The following is a 25,052-nucleotide window of genomic DNA, read 5'->3' as shown; positions in this document are numbered from 1 at the left end:
GCAGCCTCATTCGGCGGGTACGGCGGCCGGGCTGCCGTGGATGTGCAGGTGTCGCGCGGTACGGGGTCGCGGTGACCCCGGCCGCCGTGATAGATATTCAGCAAGTCGGTCGGAGCCGACAGACGAATGCGAATGCGGCTCCACGTAGAGGCCCGACGAGATCCGGTATGCGGCTGCCACCCGCGATGCCGTCTCTCGTCACCTTCTCGGCTGTTGGCACAGCCGCGGTTACTGCGCTTGCACCGGGCGTCCCCGGGGGCCGGTGATCACCCTCACCCGAAGGCCACATTTCCAGTGGCCTGGAACTGGAGCAATGGTTCCTTCGCGGGCCTTGTCAACTTTTTCGAGAGGTGGATCATGCCGCACAAGCCGTTCATTCGGACCCTGCGCGCGCAGTGGCTCGGGCAGCAACTGCGTGCCCTGCGGGAAGAACGGGGAATGACCTTGAAGCTCGTCTCGGAGCACCTGCAACGGGACATGTCGGCGCTCGGGCGGTACGAGCGGGCGGACTGGCCGATCCGCAAGGGTGACGTCGTCGCGCTGCTCGACCTCTACGGCTTCCACCACGCCGCCGAGCGGGCCCGTCTGCTGGCCCTGGCCGAGGATGTGTGGCGCACCGACCGTTGGGACGAAGACTACGGCGACGTCGTCGACTCGTCCTTCATCGAGTACCCGTGGCTGGAAGGCCGTGCCGACAAGGTGTGCTGCTTCCACATGACCCTCGTGCCGGGGCTGCTCCAGACCCGGGCCTACGCCGAAGCGGTGATCCGGAACGCGGCGGAGCAGGAGGTGTCCGAGTCGACGATCAACCGCTGGGTCGAGTTACGGCTCTCGCGCCAGGAAGTGCTCTCCAAGGAGCGCCCGCTCACGATTCATACCGTCATCGACGAATCCGTCGTGCGTCGCCGGGCAGGTGGTGCCCACGTACTTCGGGACCAGCTCGCACACCTGGTGAAACTCCAGGCCCTGCCGCAGGTTCGTATCCAGATCATGCCGTCCTCGGTCGCTCTCCACCAGGGGCTCGACGGCACGTTCTGGATCTTCCACCTTCCTGAGCCGTATCCTGCGGTTGCTTACGTGGAATCCCTGGGTGGCCGGTTGTACATGGAGTCACCGAAAGCCGAGCGCTTTCTTCGTGCGTACGATCGATTGTCGAAGTCCGCACTCAGCAAGGACGAGTCGACCGCCCTGATGGGGGCCATCGCAGAGGAGTTGGCATGAACGAGGCTATGCCCGAGGTCGCCTGGCACATCAGCACCAAGAGTGACAGCAACGGTGGGAGTTGTGTGGAGGCAGGGCCGCTGCTCGACGGCTCGGGTCGGGTGGCCGTGCGGCACAGCAAGGCGCGTGACGCGGCGACGATCGTCTACACGGCCAACGAGTGGGCGGCCTTCGTCGGCGGCGTCAAGGACGGCGAGTTCGACTTCACCGGCGGCTGACAAGGGCGAGGGGCTTGCATCTCATGCGGCCGCTGGCCACGTGTGACGCTGCCCGGTGGTGGCAAGAACAGGGCACCTGATGTGCCCCCATTCGTCCGTTCGTGATGGTGCTCCTGCGGCCCTATGCGCTTGTGCCAAGCCCTACGGTGGACAACATGCCCGACACGACGGCGCCCGCCACCTGCCAGCCGGAGGCCGGGCCAAGGGGAGGTATCAGATGCTCTATCAGAGCCCTGCTGATTTTTGCGCCAGGTACGCCGAGGCGCACAGCAAAGGCAGGGTTGATGAATTCGGCGGAGAGTTGAGTTTGGACTCGGTGACTGTCGTCAGCGAGGCTCCGGACACAGCGCGGGTCGATGCGCTCTGGTACACGTGTGGCCACGATCCGGATTCCGGATTCTACGACGCTTTCGAGCGCACCGCCTTCGTCCTGGTCAAGCGGCACGACGGGTGGCACCTGCACTCCGAGGAGAATCTCGGCTACGAGTGACAACCATCGAAGGGGGCGCCGCGCCCACGTGCCGCATCCCGCGTGCCGTCCTTATCTCTCCACGGCTTGGCGGTACATCCGGATCGATGCCGGAACGTGTCAAGGGATTGAGGCCAACGGGAGTTAAGCGGCTTGTCGTTGTGGCTCGGGTTTGTTGATCCAGACCTGTTGGGGCAGGTCGAGGATCTTGGGCAGGGGTCGGGTGGTGCCGAACCGTGCCGGGTGCGCCGTCCGGGCTGCGGCGAGGGTGTCCTCGCGGTGGGCGCGGACGGCGTGGTGACGGCTGTGGTGGACGTCGGCGGGGGTGTGCAGGCCGATCCCGGAGTGCCGGTGGGCATGGTTGTACCAGGTCACGAAGCCGGTCATGAACGCCCGCGCCTGAGCGAGGGACGCGAACCGGTCCGGGAAGACCGGCGCGTACTTCAACGTCTTGAACCAGGCCTCGCTGTACGGGTTGTCGTTGGACACCTTCGGCCGGGAGTGCGAGCGGGTCACGTCGAGGTCTTCGAGCAGGTCAGCCACCGATTTCGACGTCATCGACGTGCCCCGGTCGGCGTGCACGACGTGCGGGACGCCATGGACACCGAACACCTCGCGCATCATCGACTCCGCGAGGGGGCCGGACTCGCGGGCGTGCACACGGGCGCCGACGATGTACCGGGAGTAGATGTCGATCATCACGTAGGCGTCGAAGTACGAGCCCTTGACGGGACCCGCGAGCTTGGTGATGTCCCAGGTGTAGACCTGCCGCGGCCCGTCAGCGACCAGCTCGGGACGCTGGCGAGCCGGGTGCCGGGCCAGCCGGCGACGCTCGCGAACCTGCGCGTGCTCGCGCAGAACCCGATACATGGTGGCGATCGAACCGACGTACACGCCCTGGTCCAGCAGCGCCGCATAGATCTGCGCCGGAGCGGCGTCGACGAACTCCGCACTGTTCAACAGCCGCAGGACCTGCTCACGTTCGGCCGGGGTGAACGCGTTCGCCGGCGCTCGCCGCACCGGGCGTGCCGGTGTCGGCCGCCGCCGGTCGCGCTCAGCGCTGGACCTGGCGATCCCGGTCAGCCGCTTCGCCTCCCGCGTCGTGATCCCCGCCCCGGTCAACACGTGATAGATGTCCATCAGCGTCTGCCGAGCCCGAACACGTCCGGACCGTCCGGCTCGCTCCTGGAGATGTCCTCCAAGAGCTCGCGCGCTTTTCCCATGATCGTCAACGCCGTCTCGGTCCGCGCCAGTTTCACCTGCGCCAACTCCAGCTCACGGCGCAACCGGGCGATCTCGGCCTGCTCCGCCGACGGCCTCCCGACCGTCTCCCCAGCCGGCTTACCCTGCAACAACCCGCCATCGCGGGCCCGGCGCCATTCCGACATCAGCGACGAGTACAAGCCCTCCCGCCGCAGGAACGCACCGCCCTCACCAGCCGCGACGGCCTGCTCATACCCGGCCAGCAACTCCAGCTTCTGCCCCGGCGTGAACGACCGGCGCGCCCGCGGCCCACCTGAACACGGACCCTTCTTGCGACTCATGACCCCATCCTGGGCCGTCACGACGTCAACAGCAGTATTCAACGCTTCTCGATCCTGAACTCGCCCTGTCCGGCGGACTTGCTACGAGCCGCTGGCCCCAACTCACCCTGACAGACAGGGATGCGCTGAACGGCGCGAGCGTCATGACATCCGCCGACAACGCATACCAGGGCGCCGGCGGCGGCATCCGCATACCGTGCAAACGCCGCCGGCACCGGCCCCGGCTGTCCCGCCGACAGAAGACCGTCAACCGTCCACACCAGCCGACACCCACTGTGGAAGGTGCTCAGTGAGCACGCGTCCGGACGCCGGCCGGTGCTCGTCTCAGAAGTCTGCGGCGACGGCCATGTTGAACCGCTCGAGCGCCTCCTTCTTCTCTGGCGGGAGTTCGTCGATGTTGATGGAGTGCGTGCGCTGTGTGTCTTGATGCAGGTCAATGCCTTGCACCAAGCCCTGAACGATGGCATCGGCCTCGTCGGCCGTGAAGCCCGCGTCCGTCAGAATGTTCGTCGGTAGCTCAGTCATGTCGGCGGTTTACCCATCTGTGCCGGTCTCAACCCAGGGGCTCTGCATAGTCGCCTTAGGATGCTTCTGACCTGGGATTTTGACCGCGCCCACATCCGGTTCGCCGACGTCAACGGCGACGGCCGTGACGACTACCTGCGGCTGGGTGCCACCGGCGAGGTGCCGCCCACGTCAACTACCCGACGTCGTTGGATGCCAGTGCCACCCGTCGGGCCCGGACGGGGGCCTGCCGATTCTGGTCTCGGCGATCATAGGCAGGAGACCGTCGGCGGCCAGCGATGCCTGCGCCACTCGTCCCATGTCGTGAATCCGGCCGGCGGGTCGTCGACGGGTTCACTGCCGTCGAGTTCACCAGGCGTGGGGATGTCGATGCGGTCAGCCCATTCGGCGAGTTCCGCATCGGACATGGGCCATGTGGTGTGTGGTGCTTCGGCTTGGCGTCGGTCGCGTCGTCGTCGTTGCTCGGTGGGGGTGAGTGCGAAGTAGTGAAGCTCCACTGACGCGCCGAGGTCTGCTGCTGCCTGGCGGAGGGCGGAGCGCTCGTCGCGGCCCCAGAGGCCGTAGTCGATCACGACGTTGGTGCCGAGTTCGAGGGCGCGCAGCCCGATCTGGATGAGTCGTCCCTCGATCACGTCTCCGGCCGACGGCGGATTCTCGTGCCCGTAGAGGGCCTTCACCCATTCGTCCTTCGTGAGTCGAAGGGCGTTCTGCTCGATCTCGATGCGCCGAGCGGTGGTGGTCTTCCCGGTGCAGGGGAGCCCCACGGTCAGGAACAGTGTCGGTTGCCCCATCGTCATCCTCCGAACCACTCATCCCGTCCCGGTCTGGTGGAGGGCTCGGCTCGCCTCGATGTGGGGGACGTTTGCGATGGCCCAGCCGGCGAGGGCCAGCGCGGGCGGGATGAGGCTCTTGCCGGTGGGGGTCAGCGCGTACTCCACCCGGGGCGGGACCTCCGCGTACGCCGTCCGCGACACCAGGCCGTCGTGCTCCAGGTGGCGCAGGGTCAGTGTCAACATGCGCTGGGAGATGCCGGGTATCTGCTGGTGCAGCTCGGTGAAGCGCAGTGCGCCCCCGTCCAGGGTCGCCACGATCAGCAGTGTCCACTTGTTGCAGATGCGGTCCAGGATCGCCCGGATAGTCCGGCCGCCGTCGCCCCGGATCATGCAGGTGTGTTCGTACTGCGACATGACCACCCTTATGTCTCACGCACACCCGTGTGCCTTTTGTAAGGCCCCCGATTCTGACACATGATGTGGCTACTTCCTTCTCGTAACCATCCTGCTCATTGCCGAAGGAGCCCGTCATGACGCTTGCCTACTGGATCTTTGCTGCCCTGCTGGCCGTGTTCTACCTCTATGCCGGGGGCAAGAAGGTGGCGCAGAGCCGGGAGCAGCTCCGGCCGATGATGGGCTGGGTCGACCGCGTACCCATGCCGTTGGTCCGGGCCATCGGGGTGCTGGAGGTTCTTGGCGCGGCCGGCCTGGTCCTGCCGCCGTCGACCGGGATCGCGCCCTGGCTCGCGGTCGCGGCGGCCGTCGGGCTGGTCCTGATCCAGGTCGGCGGGATCGCGGTGCACCTGTCCCGTGGTGAGACCCGGCAGATCGGGCTCAACATCGTCCTGCTGGTGGCCGCCGCCGTCACCGCCTGGCTGGCCACCACCTGGGTCTGAACCGGACGAGGGCCGTCCGCTCGCGGGCGCACCGCCGGTGCCAGGCAGAATGCGGGGATGGCACTCGACAGGTCCGGGAAGCTGTGGCGCGGGGAGAACGTCGACGACCTCGCCGAGTACCTCCGTTACTTCGAGGCGGGCGGTTACCCGGTGGCCACGGTGGTGGAGTCCCGGTGCGGCGGGTGTGACGGCCGTACCTTTCGCGTCGACATCGACGAGGAGGAGGCGACCCGGCGGACCTGCCTCGCCTGCGGCGCGGTCGCCTTCATCGGCGACAGCGCCGACCACTGGGCCGGGACCGGTCACGAGTCCTGCTCCTGCCCCTGCGGTGGTGAGGAGTTCGCCGTCGCGGTCGGCTACGCGCTCGTCGACGACGGAGAGGTGCGCTGGATCAGCGTCGGCCTGAGGTGCCTCGACGACGGCACGCTCGGCGTCTACGCCGACACGAAGATCGACTACATTCCGTCACGCCACCTTCTCCGTCAGGCGTGAAGGGGGCGGCCGGGTCAGGGAACGCAGCAGCGCCGGTAGGCCGTGGTGCACTAGGGGAAGGCCGCCCAGCTCGCTGAGCCCGACCCAGGCGACGTCGTCGTGCTCGTCGGGGGCACGGTTGGCGGGGGAGCCGAGCCAGGCTCCGACGTGCCAGACACCCACGTGTACGGCGTCCTCGCCGCTGCCGGCCCACAGGTCGCCCACCCGTGAGGAGGACTCCGCGACGATCTCGACGCCGACCTCCTCGCGCAGCTCGCGGGCGAGGGCCTGCCGTGCGGACTCGCCCGCTTCGACGTGGCCCCCGGGCAGATCCCACAGATCCGGGTACGCCCGGCGGGCCGGACTGCGGTGCGCCAGCAGGACCGCGTCGTTCACCACGAGTGCGCCACAGACGACCATGTGCATGACGGGATTCGAACACACGGGTGGGACAGGCGGGGGCGGTCGGCGTCCGGCGCGCACCGGCTGACCAGCACAACTCCGTGCCCCGACCGTCAGGACCGCCGGGCCGTGCCCGGGACCGGTCGGACGAAACGCGGCACTCCTCGAACGGTCCGCGGCCGACGTCGAAGCCCTGCCGGCGACCTTCTGGACGCATTGACCGCTCCCGGGTCGCGCGGGGTCAGCGTCACCGTCGCTGCTGGGCAGCAGAGCTAGTCATGGCGGTGGGCGGCGGCTGCGGCGACGGTGGCCAGGTCCTCGCCGGAGAAGCCGGCGCGGCTCAGCACCCCCAGGGACTTGTTCGTCGCCAGCGTGCACAACGCCAGCTCGGCCGCCTCCTGCTCGCCGGCCCCGGCCGCCAGCAACGCCTGCTCCAGCATCGCCCGCAGACCGTCCATCGCCGCGCGGACCATCGCCTGGCCCTCCGCGTCGAGGGCCGGGAACTGCGTTGCCGACACCGTGACCAGGCAGCCGTCCGGGACGGTCGGATCGGCGATGCGGTTCAGGGTGACCTGCAGGAAGGCGGCCACCACGGCGCTCGGGTCCGGGTGGGGGCCGCGCAGTGCCTGGTCGAACAGCGGATGGTAGGTCTGCGCGTACAACTGGAGGCTCTTCCGGAAGAGGGCGCTCTTGTCGCCGAAGGTGCCGTAGAGCGAGCTGCGGCCCAGGCCGGTGCCCTCGGTCAGCCGGTCGATCGAGGCCTCCGACCAGCCCCAACGCCAGAAGACGAGCATCGCCCGTCGTAGTGCCTCGTCCACGTCGAACTGCTTGCGGCCCGCCATGATTGTCAGCATACCCATCTTGTATCGATCGTTCCAAGATGGGTATGGTTGGCGGCATGACAACCTTGAGTTCGCTGCGGCTGCCCGACGGGTTCACCGACGTCTTCACCAGCCGGCTCGTGGAGCTGGACGGGCTGCGGCTGCACGCGGTCACCGGCGGGGACGGCCCGCCGCTGCTGCTGGTCGGCGGGTGGCCGCAGACCTGGTACGCCTGGCGTGAGGTGATGCCCGCGCTCGCCCGCACGCACACCGTCGTCGCCGTCGACCAGCGCGGGACCGGGCTCTCCGACAAGCCCGACGCCGGCTACGACGCCGGCACCCTGGCCGCCGACCTGGTCGCCCTGATGGCTGCGCTCGGGCACGACCGGTTCGACGTGGTCGGCCACGACATCGGCATGTGGACCGGGTACGCCCTCGCCGCCGACCACCCCGAGCGGGTGGGCCGGCTCGCCGTCGTCGACGCCATCATCCCCGGCCTCACACCCGCGCCGTCGTTCTTCAGCCCGGCCGAGGTCAGCCAGCGGCTCTGGCACTTCGGCTTCAACCGGCTCGACGACCTCAACGAGGAACTGGTCCGGGGCCGGGAACGGCTCTACTTCGGCTACCAGTTCGCCAAGAAGGCCGCCACCCCGACCACCATCCCGGCGTACGCCGTCGACGTCTACGTCGACGCGATCGTCGCGGACCCGCGCGGGCTGCGGGCGAGCTTCGGGTACTACCGGGCGCTCGACGAGACGATCGCGCAGAACGAACAGCGCGCGAAGACCCGGCTGACGCTGCCGGTGCTCGCCATCGGCGGCGCGCTCTACAGCGGCGCGGCGGTCGCCCAGACGATGCGACTGGCGGCCGACGACGTCACCGAGGTGATCATCGACGACTGCGGCCACTACGCCGCCGAGGAACAGCCGGCGCGGTTCACCGAAGCCCTGGCGAGCTTCCTCGGTGGCTAGCTGGCCGGGGCGGTGAAGAACCCGGAGAGCGCGTCGACCAGGGGTTGCGGGGCCCGGTTGAGCGCGTCGTGACTCGCGCCCGGCACCACGAGCGTGCGGGCGTGCGGGATGGCCCCGGCCAGCGCCTCGATGATCGGCCGGTAGTAGGCCGGACCGGCACCGCCGCAGGCCAGCAGCACCTCGGCCTTGACGCCGGCCCACTGCTCCGGTGGGCCGTCGTGCCGCTGGATCAGCGTGCTCTCGTCGAGGGTGGTCGGCAGCAGTTCGCCCATGGTGCGCCCGACCGGCGACCGCAGGAACAGTCGGCAGAGGGTGGTCCGGACGGCCAGCGGCAGGCGCGACGCGGGCGAGTGGGTGTTGAGGCCGCCGCCGGTGATCGCCAGGGCGCGGGCGGTGTTGCCGGCCTGCGCCGCCTGCTGGGCGGCGGGCACCCACCCGAGGGGGAACAGGCCGTTGACCTGGATCGCCGGGTCGTAGAGGGCGAGCCGGTCGATCGGCAGGCCGCGGGCGGCGGCACGCAGGGCCACGAAGCCGCCGGCGCTGTGGCCGATCACGTTGCGGACCCCGGTGTGGGCCAGCAGCGTGGCGAGATCGTCGACGTCCTGCTCGCCGTCGTAGGGCTCGGCGCGGGTCGCCGCGTCGGCCCGCCCGCGCCGGTTGTAGAGGTGGACGGTGAACCGGTCGGCCAGCCGCAGGGCCAGCCGACGGTAGATGTCGATGGTGACGCCGCCGCCGTGCACGACCACGAGGCCCGGCCCGCTGCCGACGGAGTGGAGCACGATCTCGGCACCGTCGGCTGCCGGCACCCGTTGGACGGTCCAGTCCTGTTCCATCTCGTCCTCCCCCTCGAAACCGCGAACGGCGTTCGCAGTTAAAGTCTAACCGTGACGTCACCCGATGAGCCAGAGCGTCCGCCGATCTGGTCCCGGCCTGCGCGGGGCCTGCGCGGTCCCGCCCCGACGCACTCCCGGTACGAGATCGTGGCCGCCGCGATCGCGATGGCGGACGCCGACGGCATCGGCGCGGTCTCCATGCGGGCGGTCGCCGCCGCGCTGCACACCGGAGCCGGATCGCTCTACCGCTACCTGTCCTCCCGGGACGACCTGCTCGACCTGATGGTCGACCGGGCGGCGGGGGAGCTGCGCCCCTACCCGGATGGCAGCGGCGACTGGCTCGACGCGATGCTGCGCCTCGCCCACCGGCAGTTGGCGCTCTACCGCCGGCACCCGTGGCTGGTGGAGGTCCTACCCCGGCCGACCGCCCCCGGCCCGCAGAGCCTCGCCTGGTTCGACCACTGCCTGGCGATCCTGCGCCCGGTGCCGGCGGCGACCGCCACCAAGTTCGAGGCGATCGCCATGATGACCGGGGTGACGTCGCTGTTCGCCCGCCGGGAGTCCGCCGGCCCGCCGGTCGGCTTCGCCGGGATCGACGTGGCGGCGTTCCCGAACCTGACCGCCGCCCTCACCGCGCCGCCGTCACCGTCCGCACCCCGCGACCTCTTCGAGACGACGGTACGCAGCGTCCTGCGCGGACTGCTCGTCGACGACCCAGGGTAGGGCCGGCGGGCGGACCCTACCGGCTCCAGCGAGAACGGAGGGCGGGCCCTACTGGCTCCAGCCGCCGACCCCGCCGCTGCCGGTGCCGCTGCCGTCGGTGCGGTTGCGGTGCTCGTCGAGTCGGTTCCGGGCTTCGGCCGACGCCTGCTGGTCGAGAATCCGACGGTCGGGGTCGATGGGTGCCAGTCGGGAACGACGCCACAGCCAGACGGCGACGGCAGCTACCACCACGATGATCAGGATAATGAGCCAACGCATGTCGGCCTCCGTCCACCGAAAGGCTTCGGGTCCGTTGTGGTCCGGAACTCCGCTGCCTCCAGTATGCCCGGTTCCTGTCAAGCGAACGGCTCGCCCAGGTCGCCGGCAGGGTCGATTTATGACAGGCCCGTGCAGGGATTCAGGGGCCGTCCCACCACTGTAGCGATCGCTTTGGGGGTATGGGTCAATGACGCCGGGACTTCAGCACGACCAGTCCGACGACACCAGCGACCAGTGCCGCAATCGAGACGATCAGCAACACCCACGGCACGGCATCGCCACGCTCGCCCGAAACCATCTCGTACCCGGCCCAGGCGATGACCCAGGGCGACACGGACGTCAGGTACCAGTACGTGCTTCCGGCGACGCTCATCTTTCTCGATGCGGGCAGCCTGGCGAATCCCAATGCTGACAGTCCTGTTCATGCCCGGTAGTGACGTGGCGGTGAGGCGCACCGCCCGATCGTGCCGCGACCACGACGGAGGTCGGTGGCTGGGTGGGCAGCACCAGATGAACGTGGCGCCAGCAAGGTCGACATGCCGGCACCCGCGGGCCGCAGCGAGAGCCAAGCCCGTGACGACACCAGGAGCGACCGCTGCGCCCAGTATGGCTGCGCCTACGAACCCGACACCGGTCCAAAAGCTTTCGCTCCCTCAGGCAGCTGTCCAGTGGGATTGATGTAGTTTACCGGGTTGTCCCGGCGTAGGCGTATCGGTTGCAGACGATCGCTATGATGATTTGGGTGACGTCGCTGTTGGCCCGCCGGAAGTCCGCCGGGCCGCCGGCCGGCTTCGCCGGGATCGACGTGGCGGCGTTCCCGAACCTGACCGCCGCCCTCACCGCGCCGCCGTCACCGTCCGCGCCCCGCGATCTCTTCGAGGCGATGGTACGCAGCGCTGCTCACCGATGACGCCAGATAAAGCTGGCTGTAGGGCTCTTGCCGGGCCGGATGGGTGGCGTCGGTCGAGGCCGGTCGGCATCAGGCACGGGTCGTCGGCGCAGCCAATGCTGCTACCTATTTCCAGGTTCGACTATCAGTAGTTCCAGTGCGGTTTCCGGCCGGATGAAGGTGGCGTCGTATGTCTGCACCTTCTCGCCGGCGGCAACTGCCAAAGTGAACTGCATGTTCTCCTCGACGTGCAATTCGAGCGGGGCGCTGGTGAGCCAGTCGAGGCGTGCCCTGAAGACGTGAGGCCCGGGATTCACCTTCAACGTGATGCTTTCGCCCTGCTTTAGCCTGGCCACGACGACGCCATCCAATTCTATCTTCATGCGGCGTAGCAGTCCTCCTAAGTCGTTCCCGCGACGAACCACAACTGATGCCATCGACTCCTCCTCAAGTGTTGCTCTTGCATCAAGCTTGCGGTGGCTCGTGATGAGCCACCGCAAGCTTGGGGCGAATCAGGCAGTCGAAGCATCTGCCTCTACGAGTTCGGCGAAATCTCGGAGGGTTTTTCCAATTGTGGATCTTATGGGGTCGGGCTTGACTCTCCGCTGTGAAGATGTCACCCATAGGGCCCGTGGCGTCTGAGAGGCTCGTGGCAGCGTGAGGAGGACGGGGTGGCGACCCGCCCTCCTCACGATTTCTAGTCGATCCTGCCCCCGTGTCTTCTCTGCGCCTCAACCCCTGAATTGATGGCTAATGCGCCACGGCGCGGATGATTGGCAGGATTGCGGTCAGGCGGGAACGAGCCGGACCGCAATCCTGCCCTTCCGTCGCTATTGACGCGAAGGTGAGATGCTATTGGTAATTCAGTTGGGGCTACTTATTCCAGTTTCTCGGTCTAGCCAGCAATGCCAAGGAGGTGACAAGAAACGGCACCCCGGCGAAGAGTAGGACTTTCAACCACGGCAGTTTGAAAACAGTCAGGCCGAGTAGTGCGCACAGTACGAAGGTGGCTAAAAGCCAAAGCCATGGGGATCGCTTTCCCATCGAGTCCCGCCTATCAATCGGTCAATTGGCTGAGCCCGAAGCCTACCGCTGCTCCCACGCCAGTGCATAGTGCCCCCGCCCATCCGACGCCCTGCGCTGCCACGAGAAACCCAGCACCGCCAGAGGATGCGGTTAAGGCAGCAGCCCCAAGGACGACGGTTGCCTCACACATGACGGTAGTGATCACGCCGACCATCGTCGTTCCGATATTGGTGCCCGTGTCCATACCTGTGGGGTCAATGAAATTCAGAGGGCTGCAGGCAGCGTAAGCATAGCGGTTCCCCTTCTCGGGGCTGCCGATGAAGCTGAGGTTGTCCTGTTGGGTGAAGCGGCCCTGTCCCGGGTTGTACCAGCGCTGCCCGAACTTGGTGAATCCGGTGGTCGGGTCGTACGTGCCGCCGGTGTAGCGGATGAGGTTGCTCTGGCCAAGGTTGTATTCGTCGGTGGTCGTCCCCGTGCCGTAGGGATCGTAGCGGTAGGTGGCCGAGACGGTGCCGTCTGCCTTGACGATGGCCACTGGCGAGCCGAGCGCGTCGAGCACGTAGGCGTGGTCGGTGGATCCGAGCCGCAGACCCAACGGGGTGCCGATGCCGTCGCGTTCGACGTAGGCGGTCGAGCCGTTCGCCGTCCAGGACTGCAGCCATGGCATGCCGTGTTGGTCTTCCATGCCGTACTGCATGGTGGCCGTGGTGTTCTGGACGAGTTCGACCTGGTCGGTGCCGGCGTAGGAGTAGCTGCCGCTGTTGGCGCCGGTCATCTGCTTGACCGAGTTGTACGTCACCGGGTTGACCGAGGGCGTGCTGACCCTGGTCTGGTTGCCGCGGCCGTCGTAGGTGTTGTTGGTGGTGGTGATCTGGTTGGCGGTGTTGTAGGTCAGGGTCTGGGTGGTGGTGCCGTCGACCTTGACGCTGGTGCGGTTGCCGTTGCTGTTGTAGGCGTAGTCGTAGGTCTTGCCGTTGTAGTTGGTGGCCTTGGTCAGCCGGTTGGCCTTGTCGTAGGTGAATTGGCTGACGGCGGCGGTCACCTCGTCCTTCTGCCACTGGCGCAGGCCGGTGTCGTCGGCCTTTGCCGTCGAGCAGGGCTGACCCGAGGTGTACTCGGCGTGGCAGTAGGTGACGTCGAAGACGGTGGCCGGGCTGGCCGAGTTGCGGGTGGCGGTGATCCGGGTCGGCCGGTTCGACTTGTCGTATGTCGTCTGGGTGCGCAACGCCCAACTGCTGTTGGTCTCGTTGGTGGCGAAGTACGTGTAGGTGCGGTTGCCGTCCTTGTCGTACTGGAAGTTGTAGCGGGTGTTCCCGGCGGTGTCCATCCGGACCAGCCAGTTGCGGGTGTTGTAGTAGTACTTCGTGGTGCCCCGACCGTCGGTCAGCTCCACCAGGTTGCCCACTGCGTCCGGCACGTACGTCAGAATGCCACCGCCGGGGTTGTTCCGCTCGCGGAGCCGGTTGAGATTGTCGTACGACCAGGCGGTGGTGCCGGTGGCGTCGACGCGGGTGAGCAGGTTGCCGGTGCCGCCGTAGTCATAGGTGACCGGGGGCTGCGTGCCGCATCCGGAGTAGTCGATCTGGGAGATCCGGTCGTCCAGGGTGTAGGTGTAGCTGGTGGTGCAGCCGTCGTTGACGGTCTTCAGCCGGCCGTAGGGGTCGTATGTCATGGTCTTGGTCGCCAGGCCGTTGCCGGTCGGCGGGGTGACAGTGGTGAGTTGCCTGCTGCCGTCGTAGCCGTAGTTGGTGGGGTTGCCGGTGTTGGCCGGGTCGGTCGAGGTCTTGACGGTGCCGTCGGTGTTGTAGTCGACCTCGGCCTTCGCCGCGAGGGCGTCGGCGGTGGAGGTGGGGTTGCCGGCGCCGTTGTAGGTGTAGGTCGAGCTGTTGCTCTGGGTGTCGATCGAGGACGACGGCTGGAAGTTCGCCGTCGGGTTCGTCGAGGTCGCGGCGTTGGCGTAGGCGGCGGAGGCGCTGGCCCCGGTCGGGGACTCCGACTTGGTCATCGACTCACCGGCGTTCGCGCCGAAGGTGTTGGTGACAGTCGAGTTCTCCGGGCTGACCGAGGTGGCCACGTCGCTGAACGGCGTGTAGGTCTTGCTCTGCTCGTTGCCGGCCGGGTCGGTCGTCTTGGTGACCCGTTTGCTGCTGTTCAGGTCGTAGGTGGTGTGCGGCACCGCCGAGACGGCCAGCGAGATGTCCTGCCGGGCGTCGGCGACAAGCGTCTGGGAGGAGGTCGGGTACGCCAGGCGGGTGGTGGAGCCCTGCATGGTGGCGTTGTCGGTGACCTGGGTCAGCGAGGTGACCCGGTGCTGACCGTCGTAGGTGATGGTGACGTAGGTGTTGTCCTTCGTGGTGATCTTCGTGAGGTCACCGGCGGTGTCGTACTCGAACAGCACCTTGCGCCACGTCGCCGACTGGATCTTCTGGAGGCGGCCGTTGCCGTCGTAGGCGTAGGACACCTCCCGCCAACTGCCGTCGCTGCCGGTCTGCCGGTACTTACTGATCTTGCCGGCGGTCCACGTCGCCGCCGCAGTGCGCGCCGCGGTGGGGCCGCGGTCGGAGGTGATGCCGGTCATCTGCCCGCCGCTGTAGGCGACGTCGGTGACGTTGTCGTTGCGGTCCTCCGTCTTGTCCAGCAGCCCGTCGGAGCCGAAGAACAGTTTCTTGCCACTGTCGTGCTCGGTGAGTTTCCAGCCGGTCCCGTTGTGCGCCAGGGTGGCCTTGAACTCGCTCGGCGCGGAGTAGCCGGAACCGGAGGCGGTGAACTTGCCGACCACGCCGTCGGCGGCGGCGTACGTGACCGAGTCGTCGTCGGCCGGGTAGAGCTTGACGTCCTGGCCGGCGCGGGTGCGCCACCCCGCCCCGTGTGCGCCGGTCGCCAGGTCACTGCCCAGCAGCAGGCTGTTGAAGGTCGCGCCGACTGTGACGTTCTCCGCGACACCGGGCAGGGTGAGCTCGGTGCTGCTCAGCATCAGGTTGCCGGAACCGACGTTGACCTTCGCCTGTAGGCGGTCACTGAGCGAGAACGACAGCTGGGTGGCGTTGCGTACCGGCCCGGTGCCCTTCGGCACCGACGGTGCCGCCCCCGCGAGCGAGGCGGCCCGCGACGGGGTGGTGTGTGGCGTGTCGAACAACCAGACCGAGGGCTTCGACTTCGGGGACACGACGGGCTTGCCCACCCCGTCTCGACCACCGGGTGCGGCGGCGGTCGCCGCCCCACCTGAGGGCATTACCAGCACTGATGTGGTCAGCAGGGCTGAGACTATCCCCGCGACCATTTTGCGTTGACCCACAAAAATCTCCCCGATGACTCCAGTGGACGAATTTCCACTGGTATGGAGCTATGCCGAAGAGCCGGACGCTGAGCCGGGCGGACCCGATTCAGGGCGGGCGTGACCGACACCCGGATGAGCGGGTGTCGAGGAACGGCCAAGAGTCAGACTGGCGAGGTGTCTTCCAGGCAGTAGACGGTGCGCCCTGCCGCTGAGGTGGCGGGAAGTTCTGCCAGCACGGCCAGATCGTGGTCGACGCGACGCGCGGCCCGCACAAGGGCGGGCACCACGATGGCAAGTAAGAGGAAAATTGCCACGAGCACGAGGGCGGCGTTCATCCGCAAGCCCATGAAGACGCCAAGCAGCGACGATTGTTCATTGATTCACCGAGTCCCCGTTTTGATCACCTGTCGGCAATCATTGAAAGATCATCCGCCGTCTGGACAGTGGCCCATGAAGGTCGCGACTCGACACGACCGGATCCCCGAACAGCCCCCGTGATTCTATTGCTGTCCGACAAGCGTCTGGTCACGAAGCTATCCATCGATCGAATGGCTGTCAATGAAAAGCACAACCAGCCAGGAGGAAAGCCAGAATTCTCATCTAAACGGACCTATGAGTTACTCTCCGTGTCCCACCTGTCCGTTAGTGGTAAGGGATCAGATCGTCTAGGGTCCATGGGTGAGCCTGCGGAATGTCGACACGCCGTCCACGCCGTCACGGCGACGCCGCCCGCCGGGCACCCCGTCCATGGTGGCGTTGGTGCTGTTGACCGGGGTCGGGCCGTTCGCCACCGACGCGTACATCGCCGCCTTGCCCGAGCTGCGGCGCTCCCTGGAGACCAGCGCCACCGTGGCGCAGCTGACCCTGACCGCGTTCATCGTCGGGATGGCCGCCGGCCAGCTCCTGCTCGGCCCGGTCAGCGACGTCCGGGGCCGGCGGGGCATCGTGCTGGCGAGCACGCTGAGCTTCGCGCTGCTGTCGCTGGTCTGCGCGGTCGCCCCGACCGGTGGGATCCTGGTGCTGGCCCGGCTCTTTCAGGGCATCGCCGCCGGCACCGGACTGGCGCTCGGCCGGGCGATGGTGACCGACGCCTGGCAGGGTACGCGGGCCGCCGCCCGGTTCGGCACCATCGCCTCGGTGACCTTCCTCGGTCCGGTGCTGGCACCGGCCGTCGGCGGGGTGATCCTCGACCACGGCACCTGGCGTACCGTGTTCCTCGCCCTCACCGCGCTCGGGGCGGTGATGGCGGTGGCCGCGCTGGTCGGGCTGCCGGAGACGCTGCCCGCACACCGCCGGCAGGCGGGCGGCCCGCGCGAGGCGGTGGCGCGGATGACCGAACTGCTGCACGACCGGGTGTTCCTGAGCCATCTCACCGTGCTGTGCCTGGCCATCGCCGGTTTCTTCACCTACATCGGCGGGTCGTCGTTCGTCTTCCAGACGGTCTACCGGCTGGACGAGGCCCGCTACACCCTCGTCTTCGCCACCAACGCCGCCGGGATGGCCGGGGCCGGGCTGCTGTTCCGGCTGCTTGTGGTGCGGGTCGGGGCCGCCCGGCTGCGGGCGGTCGGGGTGGCCCTGTCCACTGTGGCCACCCTCGCCCTGCTGGTCGTCGCCGTGGTCGACGGGCGGGCCGGATGGCCGCTGGCGGTGCCGTGGGTGCTGCTCGCCGTGGTGGTGACCGGGATGGGCCTGACCCTGCCGGCGACCACCGCGCTGGCCCAGGAGGCGGGCCGCCGTTCCGCCGGCACCGCCGCCGCCCTCCAGGGTGGCCTGGGTTTCCTGGCCGGCGCGCTGGTCACGCCGCTGACCGGTCTCCTCGGGTACGCGACCCTGCTGCCCATGGCGTCGGCGATGGCGGTCTTCTTCGTGGCGGCCTGCGGGGTGCTGATCCTGTCGGCCCGGCCCGGCGCGCCCTCTCAGCCACTTCACAGTCCTACCGTTTAGGGTGCGCGAGGTAACTGTGTGTGCTCCATGGTGGAGTGCGCCGACCGTGAAACGGGAGTACCGATGGTCTTCAAGAAGATGCTGAGCGCGTTCGGTGTCGGTGGGCCCAGCGTCGACACCGTCCTGGCCAACCCGAACACCCGGCCCGGCCTGACCCTCGACGGCAACGTGAACCTGGTCGGCGGGGACGCCCCCGCCAACATCGAGCAGATCGGCATCGGCCTGGTCACCCGGGTCGAGGTCGAGGGCGGCGACGGCGAGTACGCCGGGGTGATGGAGTTCCACCGGATGGTGGTCAGCGGCCCGCTCCAGCTCGCGCCGAAGCAGCAGCTCGCCATCCCGTTCCAGTTCCCGGTGCCGTGGGAGACCCCGATCACCGACGTCTACGGTCAGCGCCTGCACGGCATGACCATGGGTCTGCGTACCGAGCTGGCCATCGCCCGCGCGGTCGACAAGAGCGACCTGGACCAGGTCAACGTGCACCCGCTGCCGGTGCACGAGCACATCCTCGGCGCGTTCCAGCAGCTCGGTTTCCGGTTCAAGCACGCCGACCTGGAGCGGGGCCACATCCGGGGCTCCCAGCAGACGCTGCCGTTCTACCAGGAGATCGAGTTCTTCGCGGCACCCCAGTACGCACAGGCCATCTCCGAGGTCGAGCTGACCTTCGTCACCAGCCCGCACGGGGTCGAGGTGGTGCTGGAGTGCGACAAGCGGGGCGGCTTCCTCAGCTCCGGGCATGACGTGTTCGGCCGCTACACCGTCTCGCACGCCGACGCCGACCGGGTCGACTGGGCCCAGGTCGTCGACGGCTGGCTGCGCGAGACCACCTCGACGTACGGCAACCTCCGCGCCTCCTCCGGGTTCGGTGCTCCCACCCACGGCTACCCGATGCACGGCCAGAGCCACGGCCACCACGGCCGGGGTCCCGGAATGGGCGGCGTGGTGGCCGGCGCGGCGCTCGGTGTCGCCGGGGGCCTGATCGCCGGTGAACTGCTCGACGACGCCTTCGAGGGCGACGACGACGGCGGTGACTTCGGCGGCGACTTCGAGTGACCGCCGCAGAGCGGCCCGCCTACGTGCGGCCCGCTGTGTGCGGCGGCTGACGGGAAACGGCGATGGCCCCCGGGAGGAATCCCGGGGGCCATCGTACTCAGCAGCTCGCGCTGCTCGGGTCAGCTACGGTCAGCGCCGACCCTTGCGTTCCGCGCCGGAGCGCCGCGCCGAGCCGGCCTTCGCCAGGCCCCGGCTCACCAGATAGGCGCCGGTCAGGGCGGTCAGGAACCACCACGCCTGGTTCGGGTTGTTGATGTTCAGCCCGTTCGTGGTGGTACCACGCCAGAAGGCGGAGATCACCACTACCGCGACTGCGGCGGCATAGACCCAGAACTCGGTGGTCAGGAACGACTGCTTGGTCTCCGTGCCCGGAGACGGCATCGGATCCCGGTGCCCGTCGTGCATCGCCGGCATCTGCCGGGTCTGCTCGTTCATCATGGCGTTGCGCTGGGCGGTGTCCTGCATCGACGTCCGGTTCTGGACGTCCTGCATCGGCCGGTTCATGGGCCTGGTGGATGCAGCCTGCGTGCTCATCTGGTCCTCCTCAGGATTTGATGAGTACCTGGCACTCCCTCGCCCCGCTACCGTGGTCGGCCACGGCACGGTTCACCTGCTGTGGCGGGGGCACCCTGGGTCTACCCCCGGGCCCCGAGCAGGTAACACCGACCCGCCCCGAAATGTTCGCCGCCGGTGGTCCCCCGGTCTCGGGCACCGTCGGGACCGGACTCCCGGACCAGCCGGCCCAGGTCCGGCGTCCGCCACCAGTCCGGGCCGTGCGGCCCACGGGCTGCGTACCGGCGGATCGTCGTGGACCGCCCGCGACGAGCAACTGGCGAAGCCGGCCCGGCCGGTCGCGTCGACCAGCTTGCGGGTGACGCTCGGGTACGGCTCGATGTGGGCTGCTCCTCGTCCCGATGTCCAAGCCGGGCTCCGGTACGCCCACTGGCACACAGCAGCGCGAAGACCTCGTCCGGGGTGGGAATACGGGCACCGGGGACGGCGAGCTTGTCCGGGAGCGCCGCCGCTCGTTCGGGGTGATCCTGGTCGGTGCCCGCTCGCTCGGGGTGATCCTGGTCGGCGCCCGCCAGAAACTCCGGCAGCGTCCGGGAACGGTAGTCGATCGTGCGCAACTGGGCCAGGGTCAGCTGGTGCACCAGCATCCCGGCGACCGGCCGGTGGACCGGCGCGGACCGGTTTGGCCGGCACCGCAGCGGGCAGGCAGCAGGTTCACCACCACTGCTGCGAGGTGATGAACGTGGGCGAGAACGACAGGTTCCGACAGTCCGTCCGGCAGGCCGAGGACCGGCTCACCGCCGGGGTGTACGGCCCCGGGGCACTCGACGAGGTGACCGTGCCCCAGGTCGACGTGACCCGGGCCATCCAGGAGGACGACCCGGACGACGTGGCCGACGTGCCGATCGACCCGGAGGTGCTGCGCGACGGCGGCCCGACCCGGGGCCAGGGCGCGGTGACCACCACCGGCGGCACCGCCGGCCCGGCCAGCGTCCGCCGGGTCGCCCGACAACCCGAACGACACCCGGGTGCGGTGGCCCCGACCACCACCGGCGACGCCACCACCGGTGGCCTGAGCACCCCGACCGGTGGCCCCGTCAGCGACCAGGCCGCCAGCGCCGTCGAGATCGGCGACTTCTCCGACGACTGACAGCGCGGATGTGCCGCGTGCTCACCTGGTCGGGTCTGACCCACCGAGCGACAGCGCGGATGTGCCGCGTGCTCACCAGGTCGGGCCCGGCATCCCGACCGAATCAGTGCGCCCGGCACTCGCGACACCCGCTCCGTCGTGGGCGGTCGATACCCTTGATCACGCTCGAACATGGATGTAGTGGCCTCCCCACGTGGGGAGGCCACTACATCCATGTCAACCCCGTTGCGTTAGGTGGAACGGCTGTTCGTCAACCACCGCTGCCTCGCCGATCATGGAGTTGTGGTGGGTAACAGAACGCCCGTAGAACCCCCAAGGTCGGCACCACCACTCCATGATCGCCGAGCGGGCCCACCCCGCTCCCCGATCGGGCACTTCCTGTCCCGGGTTGACCAGAGCCACCCACGGCGTTAACGCAACGGTGTTGACATCCATGTTGCAGCACGATCTTGCGAGTCACGGGGACCCGGCGGGACGCGGCAGGGCGTCACAAAAGGGGATGGGGCGGGGCAGGGCGTCAGGGGTGGGGGCTGTCAGGGGGTGGGGCGGAGCACGCCCAGGCGTTGGGTGGCGCGGGTCAGTGCGACGTAGAGGTCGCTGCGCCCGCGCGGGGACTCGGCGACGATCCCGTCCGGGTCGACCACCAGCACCGAGTCGAACTCCAGGCCCTTGGCCTGGCCGACGGTGAGCAGCACCACCCGGCTCTCCAGTTCGGGTTGTTCGCCCACCGCCGCCTCGGGTAGCGCGGCCAGCACGACGCTCGCCAGCTCGTCGGCCCGGCTGGCCGGCACGATCACCCCGAGCCGCCCCTCCCGGTCACCCGGACGGGCATCCGAGCCGGCACCGGCCAGCCCGGCGGCCTCCCGGTTGGCCGCCTCGACCAGCTCGGCGGCGAGCCGGTCCGCCCCGACCGTCCGGTCCCACGGTGGTACGCCGCTGCGGCGTACCGAGCGGGGTGGGCGTAGTGCCGGGTCGATCCCGGTGAGCACCTCGGCGGCGACCGCCATGATCTCGGCCGGGGTGCGGTAGCTGACCGTCAACTCCTCCAGCCGCCACCGCTGCGCGACGTACGGTTCCAGCGCCTCGGCCCAGGACGGGGTGCCGGCCAGCGCGCCGGTCTGCGCCACGTCCCCGACGATGGTCATCGACCGGCTCGGGCAGCGGCGCATCAGCAGCCGCCAGGCCATCGGGGTGAGCTCCTGCGCCTCGTCGACGATGACATGGCCGAACGCCCAGCTCCGGTCGGCGGCGGCCCGCTGCGCGGTGGTCAGCCGGTCGGTTTCCTCCTGCCGTTCCAGCAGCCGCTCGGCGTCGATCAGGTCGGTGACACCGAGGATCTCGCCGCCGTCGGCGTCGTCCTCCACGTCGATCGAGCGGGAGCCCCGGGCGATGTCCAGCACGCCCTCGGCGTACTCGCGTTGGAAGGAGCGGATCCGTTCCCGGCGGGCGGCGGCGGCCCGCTCGTCCTCGCCGAGCAGCTCGGCGGCCTCGTCCAGCAGCGGCACGTCGGCAGGCGTCCAGCCACCGCCGGCCGGGCGGTGCAGCAGGGCGCGTTCGGCGTCGGTGAGCATCGGCGCGGCGGCGGCGATCCGCTCCGGGGAGGCGTACAGGTCGGCGAGGAGGCGCTGCGGGGTGAGCACCGGCCAGAGCCTGTCCAGCGCGGCGGTGATCTCCGGTTCCTCCCGCAGTTCCCGGCGGATCTCGGCGCGGTCCGCCTCCTCCAGCAGGTTCTCCCCGCCGAGCGGGTCGGCGCCGATCCGCTCGGCGACCTGGTCGGCCAGGGCGTGCACGATCTCGATGTCGAACAGGGCGCGGGCCAGGTTGTGCGGGCGGCCGGTACGCCGGACCCGGTCCCGGGCCCGGCGTACGGTCGCCGGGTCGAGCGGCAGCACCTCCCGCTGGGGCAGTTCGATCTCCAGCGGTTCGTCGGGCACCCACTGCCGGTCCCGTACGGCGGCGGCGAGCACCTCGGCCAGCACCGCCCGCCCCTTGAGCGCGGCGGTCCGGGCCGGCTCGGTGCGGCGGGCGCTGACCCCGGGGAAGAGGTCGCCCGGGGTGCTGAGCAGCACGCCCGTCTCGGCCAGCGCCGGCAGCACCTGGGAGATGTACCGCAGGAAGGTGGCGTTCGGCCCGACCAGCAGCACGCCCCGGGTGGAGAGCTGCTGCCGGTGGGTGTAGAGCAGGTACGCGGCGCGGTGCAGCGCGACGGCCGTCTTACCGGTGCCCGGCCCGCCCTGCACGACCAGTACCCCCGGCAGGTCGGCCCGGATGATCCGGTCCTGCTCGGCCTGGATGGTCTCGACGATGTCCCGCATCCGGCCGGTACGCCCGGCGTCGAGCGCGGCGAGCAGGGACGCCTCGCCGGTCAGCTCCTCGTGGCCGGTGGGGGAGGCCGCCTGGATGTCCAGCACCTCGTCGTTGAGGCCGGTGACCTTGCGTTCCCGGGTGCGCAGGTGCCGCCGTTGCCGGATGCCCTGCGGGTTGGCGGCGGTGGCGAGATAGAAGGGTCGGGCGGCCGGCGCCCGCCAGTCCATCAGCAGCGGGTCGTAGTCACCGTCGTTGTCGAAGATGCCGATCCGGCCGACGTAGTGCCGGCTGCCGTCGGCGCCGTCGAGCCGGCCGAAGGCCAGCCCCTGCTCGACCGCCGAGAACTGCTCGACCTGGTCGGCGTACATCCGGACAGCGCTGTCGCGTTGGGAGCGGTCCTGCTGGGTGCCGCCGCCACCGGCGCGCAATTCGTCGGTGAGCCGCCGGGCGGCCTGCTCACGCAGGTCGTCCAGCCGGCCGTAGAGCATCGAGACGTACGTCTGCTCGCGGCCGATCTCGTCATCGTGTTGCCGCAGCTCGTCCGGGCGCATTGACAAGCCGTCTCCTCGTCGCTTAGAATTGCTTCTGGAATGGCCTTCTGGTCATTCCTTCTTTTGTTTCGGGAACTGCTTAAGATACCGCCTGCGGCCGTCCGTACCAAGCCTGCGCCCGTTCCCGACCCTCGTCACACTCCCACGCCGCTGCCTGGCACCGCCGCTGCCTGCGCCGCACCCCTCCACCGAGTACCGGGGTGGGGCCGGGACAGGCAGCGCGGGGCCGGACAGCCCTCGGGGGCCCGCACCGGCTTTCGCCGGCCCGGACCCCCGAGGGTCGTCGCGTACGGGATGATCAGTCGCGCGCGGCCTGGTAGAGCCGCTCCGGCGTCACCGCTCCGGCGAGCACCCGTCCGTCGTCGGTGAGCAGCACGCTGAACAGCTTCGCGCTGAACAACCGGCCGCTGCCCCAGTCCCCGCTGACCTTCGGCAACCCGTTGAGCAGGTCGAGGGCCTGGGCCGCGCCGGGACCGTCACCCGGTCCGGGCTTCGCCGCACCGCCGGCCGGGGTCCGCGCCGCGTCCGCCGCGTCCGTCCGCGCCACCAGCACCGTGGTCCAGCCGGTCCCGACGGTACGCAGACCGGCGTCGCCGTCCGCGTCGGGCCGCTGCGCCGCGTCGGGCTTCCCGGCCCCCGCCTTCGGGTGCGCGCCGGCCTTCGGCCCCGGGCGGTCACCGGTCGCCTCAGTCACCTTCACCCCGGGCGGCGGGTTGAAGGTGAACTGGTCGGCGTCCGGCCGCCGGTAGTCGACCTGGGTGAAGGCCAGCTCGAAGGCCGGCTGGTCGGCACCGTCGGCGAGCACCTCGAACCGCAACGGCACGTGCTCGGTCGCGTCGATGGCGATCCGCACCTGGTGCACCAGGGACGCCTGGTCACGCGGGGTGAGCACCAACTCGTACGCGTCCCGACCGGCGACGGTGGCCGACCGGCCGGTGGTGACCAGCGTGCTCGGGTCGACGGCGGCCAGGGCCCGTTCGGCGGCCTCCTTCGGGGTGACCGGCAACGCGCCCTCCGCCGCCCGCCCGGTCGACTCCGGCAGGGTGCGGTGCGTCGCGGTGTTGGCCTTGCTGTCCCAGGTCCACACGTCCCGGCCGGAGCGGACGACGTCCCGCTCGCCGAGGGTGTCGAGCAGCGCGACCCGCTGCCGGTCCGGCCCGGAGTACCAGACCCGAAGGGTGTGCGTGCCGGTGAGCAGCGCGGCATCCCCACCGGCCAGCCCGGCCAGCGGCGGCAGCCCGAGATCGGCGCGCTGCACCACCGTGCCGGACAGCCCGTCCAGCCGGGCGGTCTGCAGGTCGACGAGAAGCTGGGCGGCGCTGCGCGGGGGCAGGGCGGGTTCGGCGTTCGCCGCGAACGTGCCGATCGCGGCACCTCCGCCGACGACGGTGACCGCGGCGGCCAGCGGCACCAGCCACCGCAGGGTGGAACGGTTTTTCAGTAAGGACATGACGACACCTCCTGGGGCCATCCTGCCGGTCCGGTGCTGTGAACCGGCTGAGGACGGCCTCCCGGTCGCTCGCGTCGGGGTGGCAGGCTGGGGTTATGCGGGTGCTGGTGGTGGAGGACGAGGCGCGGCTGGCGGCGGCGCTGCAGCGGGGCCTGACCGCCGAGGGGTTCGTGGTGGACACCGCGGGCACCGGGCCGACCGGGTTGGATGCCGCCCGGCACGGCGGTTACGACGCGATGATCCTCGACGTGATGCTCCCCGGCCTGTCCGGCTACGAGGTGGTCCGCCGGTTGCGCGCCGACGAGCACTGGCTGCCGGTGCTGATGCTCTCCGCCAAGGACGGCGAGTACGACCAGGCCGACGGGTTGGACTGCGGGGCGGACGACTACCTGACCAAGCCCTTCTCGTACGTGGTGCTGCTGGCCCGGCTGCGGGCGCTGCTGCGGCGGGGCGCCCCGGAACGGCCGACCGTGCTCGCCGTCGGTGATCTGCGGCTGGACCCGGCCCGCCGACGGGTCACCCGGGCCGACGCCGAGGTGGTGCTCACCGCCCGGGAATTCGCCCTGCTGGAGTACCTGATCCGCCGGCCCGGCGAGGTGATCTCCAAGACCGAGCTGCTGGATCACGTCTGGGACGCCAGCATGCGGACCGCCCCGAACGCGGTCGAGGTCTACGTCGGTTACCTGCGCCGCAAGATCGGCCGGGACCGGTTGGAGACCGTCCGGGGCGCCGGCTACCGGCTGAGCCCGTGAGACGCCCCCGCTGGC

27 protein-coding genes and 1 pseudogene are annotated in these 25,052 nt (G+C 69.4%); 13 read left to right on the top strand and 15 right to left on the bottom strand.

Annotated elements, in window-relative coordinates; all coding sequences use genetic code 11:
- The first annotated feature begins 357 nt into the window (after nt 1-357).
- From OHQ87_RS15755 to OHQ87_RS15745, 3 genes are all read left to right on the top strand, one after another.
- A complete protein-coding gene (locus OHQ87_RS15755; RefSeq protein WP_328338588.1) occupies nt 358-1,221 on the top strand; it encodes a helix-turn-helix domain-containing protein in 864 nt (287 codons plus the stop codon).
- Complete coding sequence (locus OHQ87_RS15750; RefSeq protein WP_328338586.1) at nt 1,218-1,439, top strand: DUF397 domain-containing protein; 222 nt, start codon at nt 1,218-1,220, stop codon at nt 1,437-1,439. The genes OHQ87_RS15755 and OHQ87_RS15750 overlap by 4 nt, the downstream gene beginning before the upstream one ends.
- Nucleotides 1,440-1,656: 217 nt before the next feature.
- On the top strand, nt 1,657-1,929 hold the full coding sequence (locus OHQ87_RS15745) for a hypothetical protein (protein WP_328338585.1): 273 nt from the start codon (nt 1,657-1,659) through the stop codon (nt 1,927-1,929).
- A gap of 123 nt (nt 1,930-2,052) precedes the next feature.
- On the opposite strand, the gene OHQ87_RS15740 is transcribed toward OHQ87_RS15745, so the two are convergent.
- Nucleotides 2,053-3,452 (bottom strand): IS3 family transposase gene (locus OHQ87_RS15740; protein ID WP_442930460.1). Its coding sequence is split into 2 segments (ribosomal slippage): nt 2,053-3,119 and nt 3,119-3,452, totalling 1,401 coding nucleotides; the frame shifts between segments, so codons are not numbered across the junction.
- Nucleotides 3,453-3,571: 119 nt separating this feature from the next.
- On the opposite strand from OHQ87_RS15740, the pseudogene OHQ87_RS15735 reads away from it, so the two are divergent.
- Nucleotides 3,572-3,712: pseudogene (locus OHQ87_RS15735) on the top strand (IS5/IS1182 family transposase); the annotation flags it as partial.
- A 64-nt stretch (nt 3,713-3,776) separates the two neighbouring features.
- On the opposite strand, the gene OHQ87_RS15730 reads toward OHQ87_RS15735, so the two are convergent.
- The 3 genes from OHQ87_RS15730 to OHQ87_RS15720 all read right to left on the bottom strand — a co-directional run bounded on the left by OHQ87_RS15730 (nt 3,777) and on the right by OHQ87_RS15720 (nt 5,164).
- Complete coding sequence (locus OHQ87_RS15730; RefSeq protein WP_328338583.1) at nt 3,777-3,977, bottom strand: hypothetical protein; 201 nt, start codon at nt 3,975-3,977, stop codon at nt 3,777-3,779.
- Between the two features lie 248 nt (nt 3,978-4,225).
- On the bottom strand, nt 4,226-4,774 hold the full coding sequence (locus OHQ87_RS15725; protein ID WP_328338581.1) for an AAA family ATPase: 549 nt from the start codon (nt 4,772-4,774) through the stop codon (nt 4,226-4,228).
- A 12-nt stretch (nt 4,775-4,786) separates the two neighbouring features.
- Complete coding sequence (locus OHQ87_RS15720) at nt 4,787-5,164, bottom strand: winged helix-turn-helix transcriptional regulator (RefSeq protein ID WP_328338579.1); 378 nt, start codon at nt 5,162-5,164, stop codon at nt 4,787-4,789.
- A 116-nt stretch (nt 5,165-5,280) separates the two neighbouring features.
- Between OHQ87_RS15720 and OHQ87_RS15715 the strand changes: the two genes are divergently transcribed.
- Nucleotides 5,281-5,646, top strand: a complete 366-nt coding sequence (locus OHQ87_RS15715; protein WP_328338577.1) for a DoxX family protein — start codon at nt 5,281-5,283, stop codon at nt 5,644-5,646.
- A 57-nt stretch (nt 5,647-5,703) separates the two neighbouring features.
- Nucleotides 5,704-6,138 carry a hypothetical protein gene (locus tag OHQ87_RS15710; protein WP_328338575.1) on the top strand — a complete coding sequence of 145 codons (435 nt, stop codon included), beginning with the start codon at nt 5,704-5,706 and terminating at the stop codon, nt 6,136-6,138.
- Here OHQ87_RS15710 and OHQ87_RS15705 read toward each other — a convergent pair.
- The gene (locus OHQ87_RS15705) at nt 6,112-6,543 is read right to left on the bottom strand and encodes an NUDIX domain-containing protein (protein ID WP_328338573.1); all 432 of its coding nucleotides are present in this window, start codon (nt 6,541-6,543) and stop codon (nt 6,112-6,114) included. The genes OHQ87_RS15710 and OHQ87_RS15705 overlap by 27 nt on opposite strands.
- A gap of 248 nt (nt 6,544-6,791) precedes the next feature.
- The gene (locus OHQ87_RS15700) at nt 6,792-7,361 is read right to left on the bottom strand and encodes a TetR/AcrR family transcriptional regulator (protein WP_328338571.1); all 570 of its coding nucleotides are present in this window, start codon (nt 7,359-7,361) and stop codon (nt 6,792-6,794) included.
- 56 nt (nt 7,362-7,417) lie between these two features.
- Between OHQ87_RS15700 and OHQ87_RS15695 the strand changes: the two genes are divergently transcribed.
- Nucleotides 7,418-8,311 carry an alpha/beta fold hydrolase gene (locus OHQ87_RS15695; protein WP_328338569.1) on the top strand — a complete coding sequence of 298 codons (894 nt, stop codon included), beginning with the start codon at nt 7,418-7,420 and terminating at the stop codon, nt 8,309-8,311.
- Here the strand turns inward: OHQ87_RS15695 and OHQ87_RS15690 are convergent.
- Nucleotides 8,308-9,144 carry an alpha/beta fold hydrolase gene (locus OHQ87_RS15690; protein ID WP_328338568.1) on the bottom strand — a complete coding sequence of 279 codons (837 nt, stop codon included), beginning with the start codon at nt 9,142-9,144 and terminating at the stop codon, nt 8,308-8,310. The genes OHQ87_RS15695 and OHQ87_RS15690 overlap by 4 nt on opposite strands.
- A gap of 51 nt (nt 9,145-9,195) precedes the next feature.
- Here OHQ87_RS15690 and OHQ87_RS15685 point away from each other — a divergent pair, with 51 nt between their 5' ends.
- Nucleotides 9,196-9,867 (top strand): TetR/AcrR family transcriptional regulator, encoded by a 672-nt coding sequence (locus tag OHQ87_RS15685; protein ID WP_328338567.1) that lies wholly within the window; start codon nt 9,196-9,198, stop codon nt 9,865-9,867.
- Nucleotides 9,868-9,915: 48 nt separating this feature from the next.
- On the opposite strand, the gene OHQ87_RS15680 is transcribed toward OHQ87_RS15685, so the two are convergent.
- Entirely contained in the window at nt 9,916-10,125 is a 210-nt protein-coding gene (locus tag OHQ87_RS15680; protein ID WP_328338565.1) for a hypothetical protein, read from the bottom strand.
- Between the two features lie 184 nt (nt 10,126-10,309).
- Nucleotides 10,310-10,498: a hypothetical protein gene (locus OHQ87_RS15675; protein WP_328338563.1), complete on the bottom strand. Its 189-nt coding sequence runs from the start codon at nt 10,496-10,498 to the stop codon at nt 10,310-10,312.
- A gap of 369 nt (nt 10,499-10,867) precedes the next feature.
- On the opposite strand from OHQ87_RS15675, the gene OHQ87_RS15670 reads away from it, so the two are divergent.
- Nucleotides 10,868-11,035, top strand: coding sequence for a hypothetical protein (locus OHQ87_RS15670; RefSeq protein ID WP_328338561.1), 168 nt, complete (start codon nt 10,868-10,870; stop codon nt 11,033-11,035).
- A gap of 101 nt (nt 11,036-11,136) precedes the next feature.
- Here OHQ87_RS15670 and OHQ87_RS15665 read toward each other — a convergent pair whose 3' ends face one another.
- From OHQ87_RS15665 to OHQ87_RS15655, 3 genes are all read right to left on the bottom strand, one after another.
- Nucleotides 11,137-11,451, bottom strand: a complete 315-nt coding sequence (locus OHQ87_RS15665; RefSeq protein ID WP_328338559.1) for a hypothetical protein — start codon at nt 11,449-11,451, stop codon at nt 11,137-11,139.
- Between the two features lie 620 nt (nt 11,452-12,071).
- The gene (locus tag OHQ87_RS15660) at nt 12,072-15,221 is read right to left on the bottom strand and encodes an RHS repeat-associated core domain-containing protein (protein ID WP_328338557.1); all 3,150 of its coding nucleotides are present in this window, start codon (nt 15,219-15,221) and stop codon (nt 12,072-12,074) included.
- 257 nt (nt 15,222-15,478) lie between these two features.
- Nucleotides 15,479-15,652 (bottom strand): hypothetical protein, encoded by a 174-nt coding sequence (locus OHQ87_RS15655; RefSeq protein WP_328338555.1) that lies wholly within the window; start codon nt 15,650-15,652, stop codon nt 15,479-15,481.
- 343 nt (nt 15,653-15,995) lie between these two features.
- Here OHQ87_RS15655 and OHQ87_RS15650 point away from each other — a divergent pair, with 343 nt between their 5' ends.
- Both OHQ87_RS15650 and OHQ87_RS15645 read left to right on the top strand, forming a co-directional pair.
- Nucleotides 15,996-17,261: a multidrug effflux MFS transporter gene (locus OHQ87_RS15650; RefSeq protein ID WP_328338553.1), complete on the top strand. Its 1,266-nt coding sequence runs from the start codon at nt 15,996-15,998 to the stop codon at nt 17,259-17,261.
- A gap of 63 nt (nt 17,262-17,324) precedes the next feature.
- The gene (locus OHQ87_RS15645) at nt 17,325-18,314 is read left to right on the top strand and encodes a sporulation protein (RefSeq protein WP_328338551.1); all 990 of its coding nucleotides are present in this window, start codon (nt 17,325-17,327) and stop codon (nt 18,312-18,314) included.
- Between the two features lie 129 nt (nt 18,315-18,443).
- On the opposite strand, the gene OHQ87_RS15640 is transcribed toward OHQ87_RS15645, so the two are convergent.
- Nucleotides 18,444-18,779 (bottom strand): hypothetical protein, encoded by a 336-nt coding sequence (locus OHQ87_RS15640; RefSeq protein WP_442930833.1) that lies wholly within the window; start codon nt 18,777-18,779, stop codon nt 18,444-18,446.
- A gap of 790 nt (nt 18,780-19,569) precedes the next feature.
- On the opposite strand from OHQ87_RS15640, the gene OHQ87_RS15635 reads away from it, so the two are divergent.
- Nucleotides 19,570-19,977: a hypothetical protein gene (locus tag OHQ87_RS15635; RefSeq protein WP_442930459.1), complete on the top strand. Its 408-nt coding sequence runs from the start codon at nt 19,570-19,572 to the stop codon at nt 19,975-19,977.
- Nucleotides 19,978-20,510: 533 nt separating this feature from the next.
- On the opposite strand, the gene OHQ87_RS15630 is transcribed toward OHQ87_RS15635, so the two are convergent.
- Both OHQ87_RS15630 and OHQ87_RS15625 read right to left on the bottom strand, forming a co-directional pair.
- On the bottom strand, nt 20,511-22,835 hold the full coding sequence (locus OHQ87_RS15630) for a HelD family protein (protein ID WP_328348867.1): 2,325 nt from the start codon (nt 22,833-22,835) through the stop codon (nt 20,511-20,513).
- Nucleotides 22,836-23,133: 298 nt separating this feature from the next.
- On the bottom strand, nt 23,134-24,285 hold the full coding sequence (locus tag OHQ87_RS15625) for a LolA family protein (protein WP_328338547.1): 1,152 nt from the start codon (nt 24,283-24,285) through the stop codon (nt 23,134-23,136).
- 95 nt (nt 24,286-24,380) lie between these two features.
- Here OHQ87_RS15625 and OHQ87_RS15620 point away from each other — a divergent pair, with 95 nt between their 5' ends.
- A complete protein-coding gene (locus OHQ87_RS15620) occupies nt 24,381-25,037 on the top strand; it encodes a response regulator transcription factor (RefSeq protein WP_328338545.1) in 657 nt (218 codons plus the stop codon).
- Nucleotides 25,038-25,052 lie beyond the last annotated feature (15 nt).

The organism is Micromonospora sp. NBC_00421 (assembly GCF_036017915.1).
Taxonomy (GTDB): domain Bacteria; phylum Actinomycetota; class Actinomycetes; order Mycobacteriales; family Micromonosporaceae; genus Micromonospora.
This window is presented reverse-complemented; position numbering and strand designations above follow the sequence as displayed.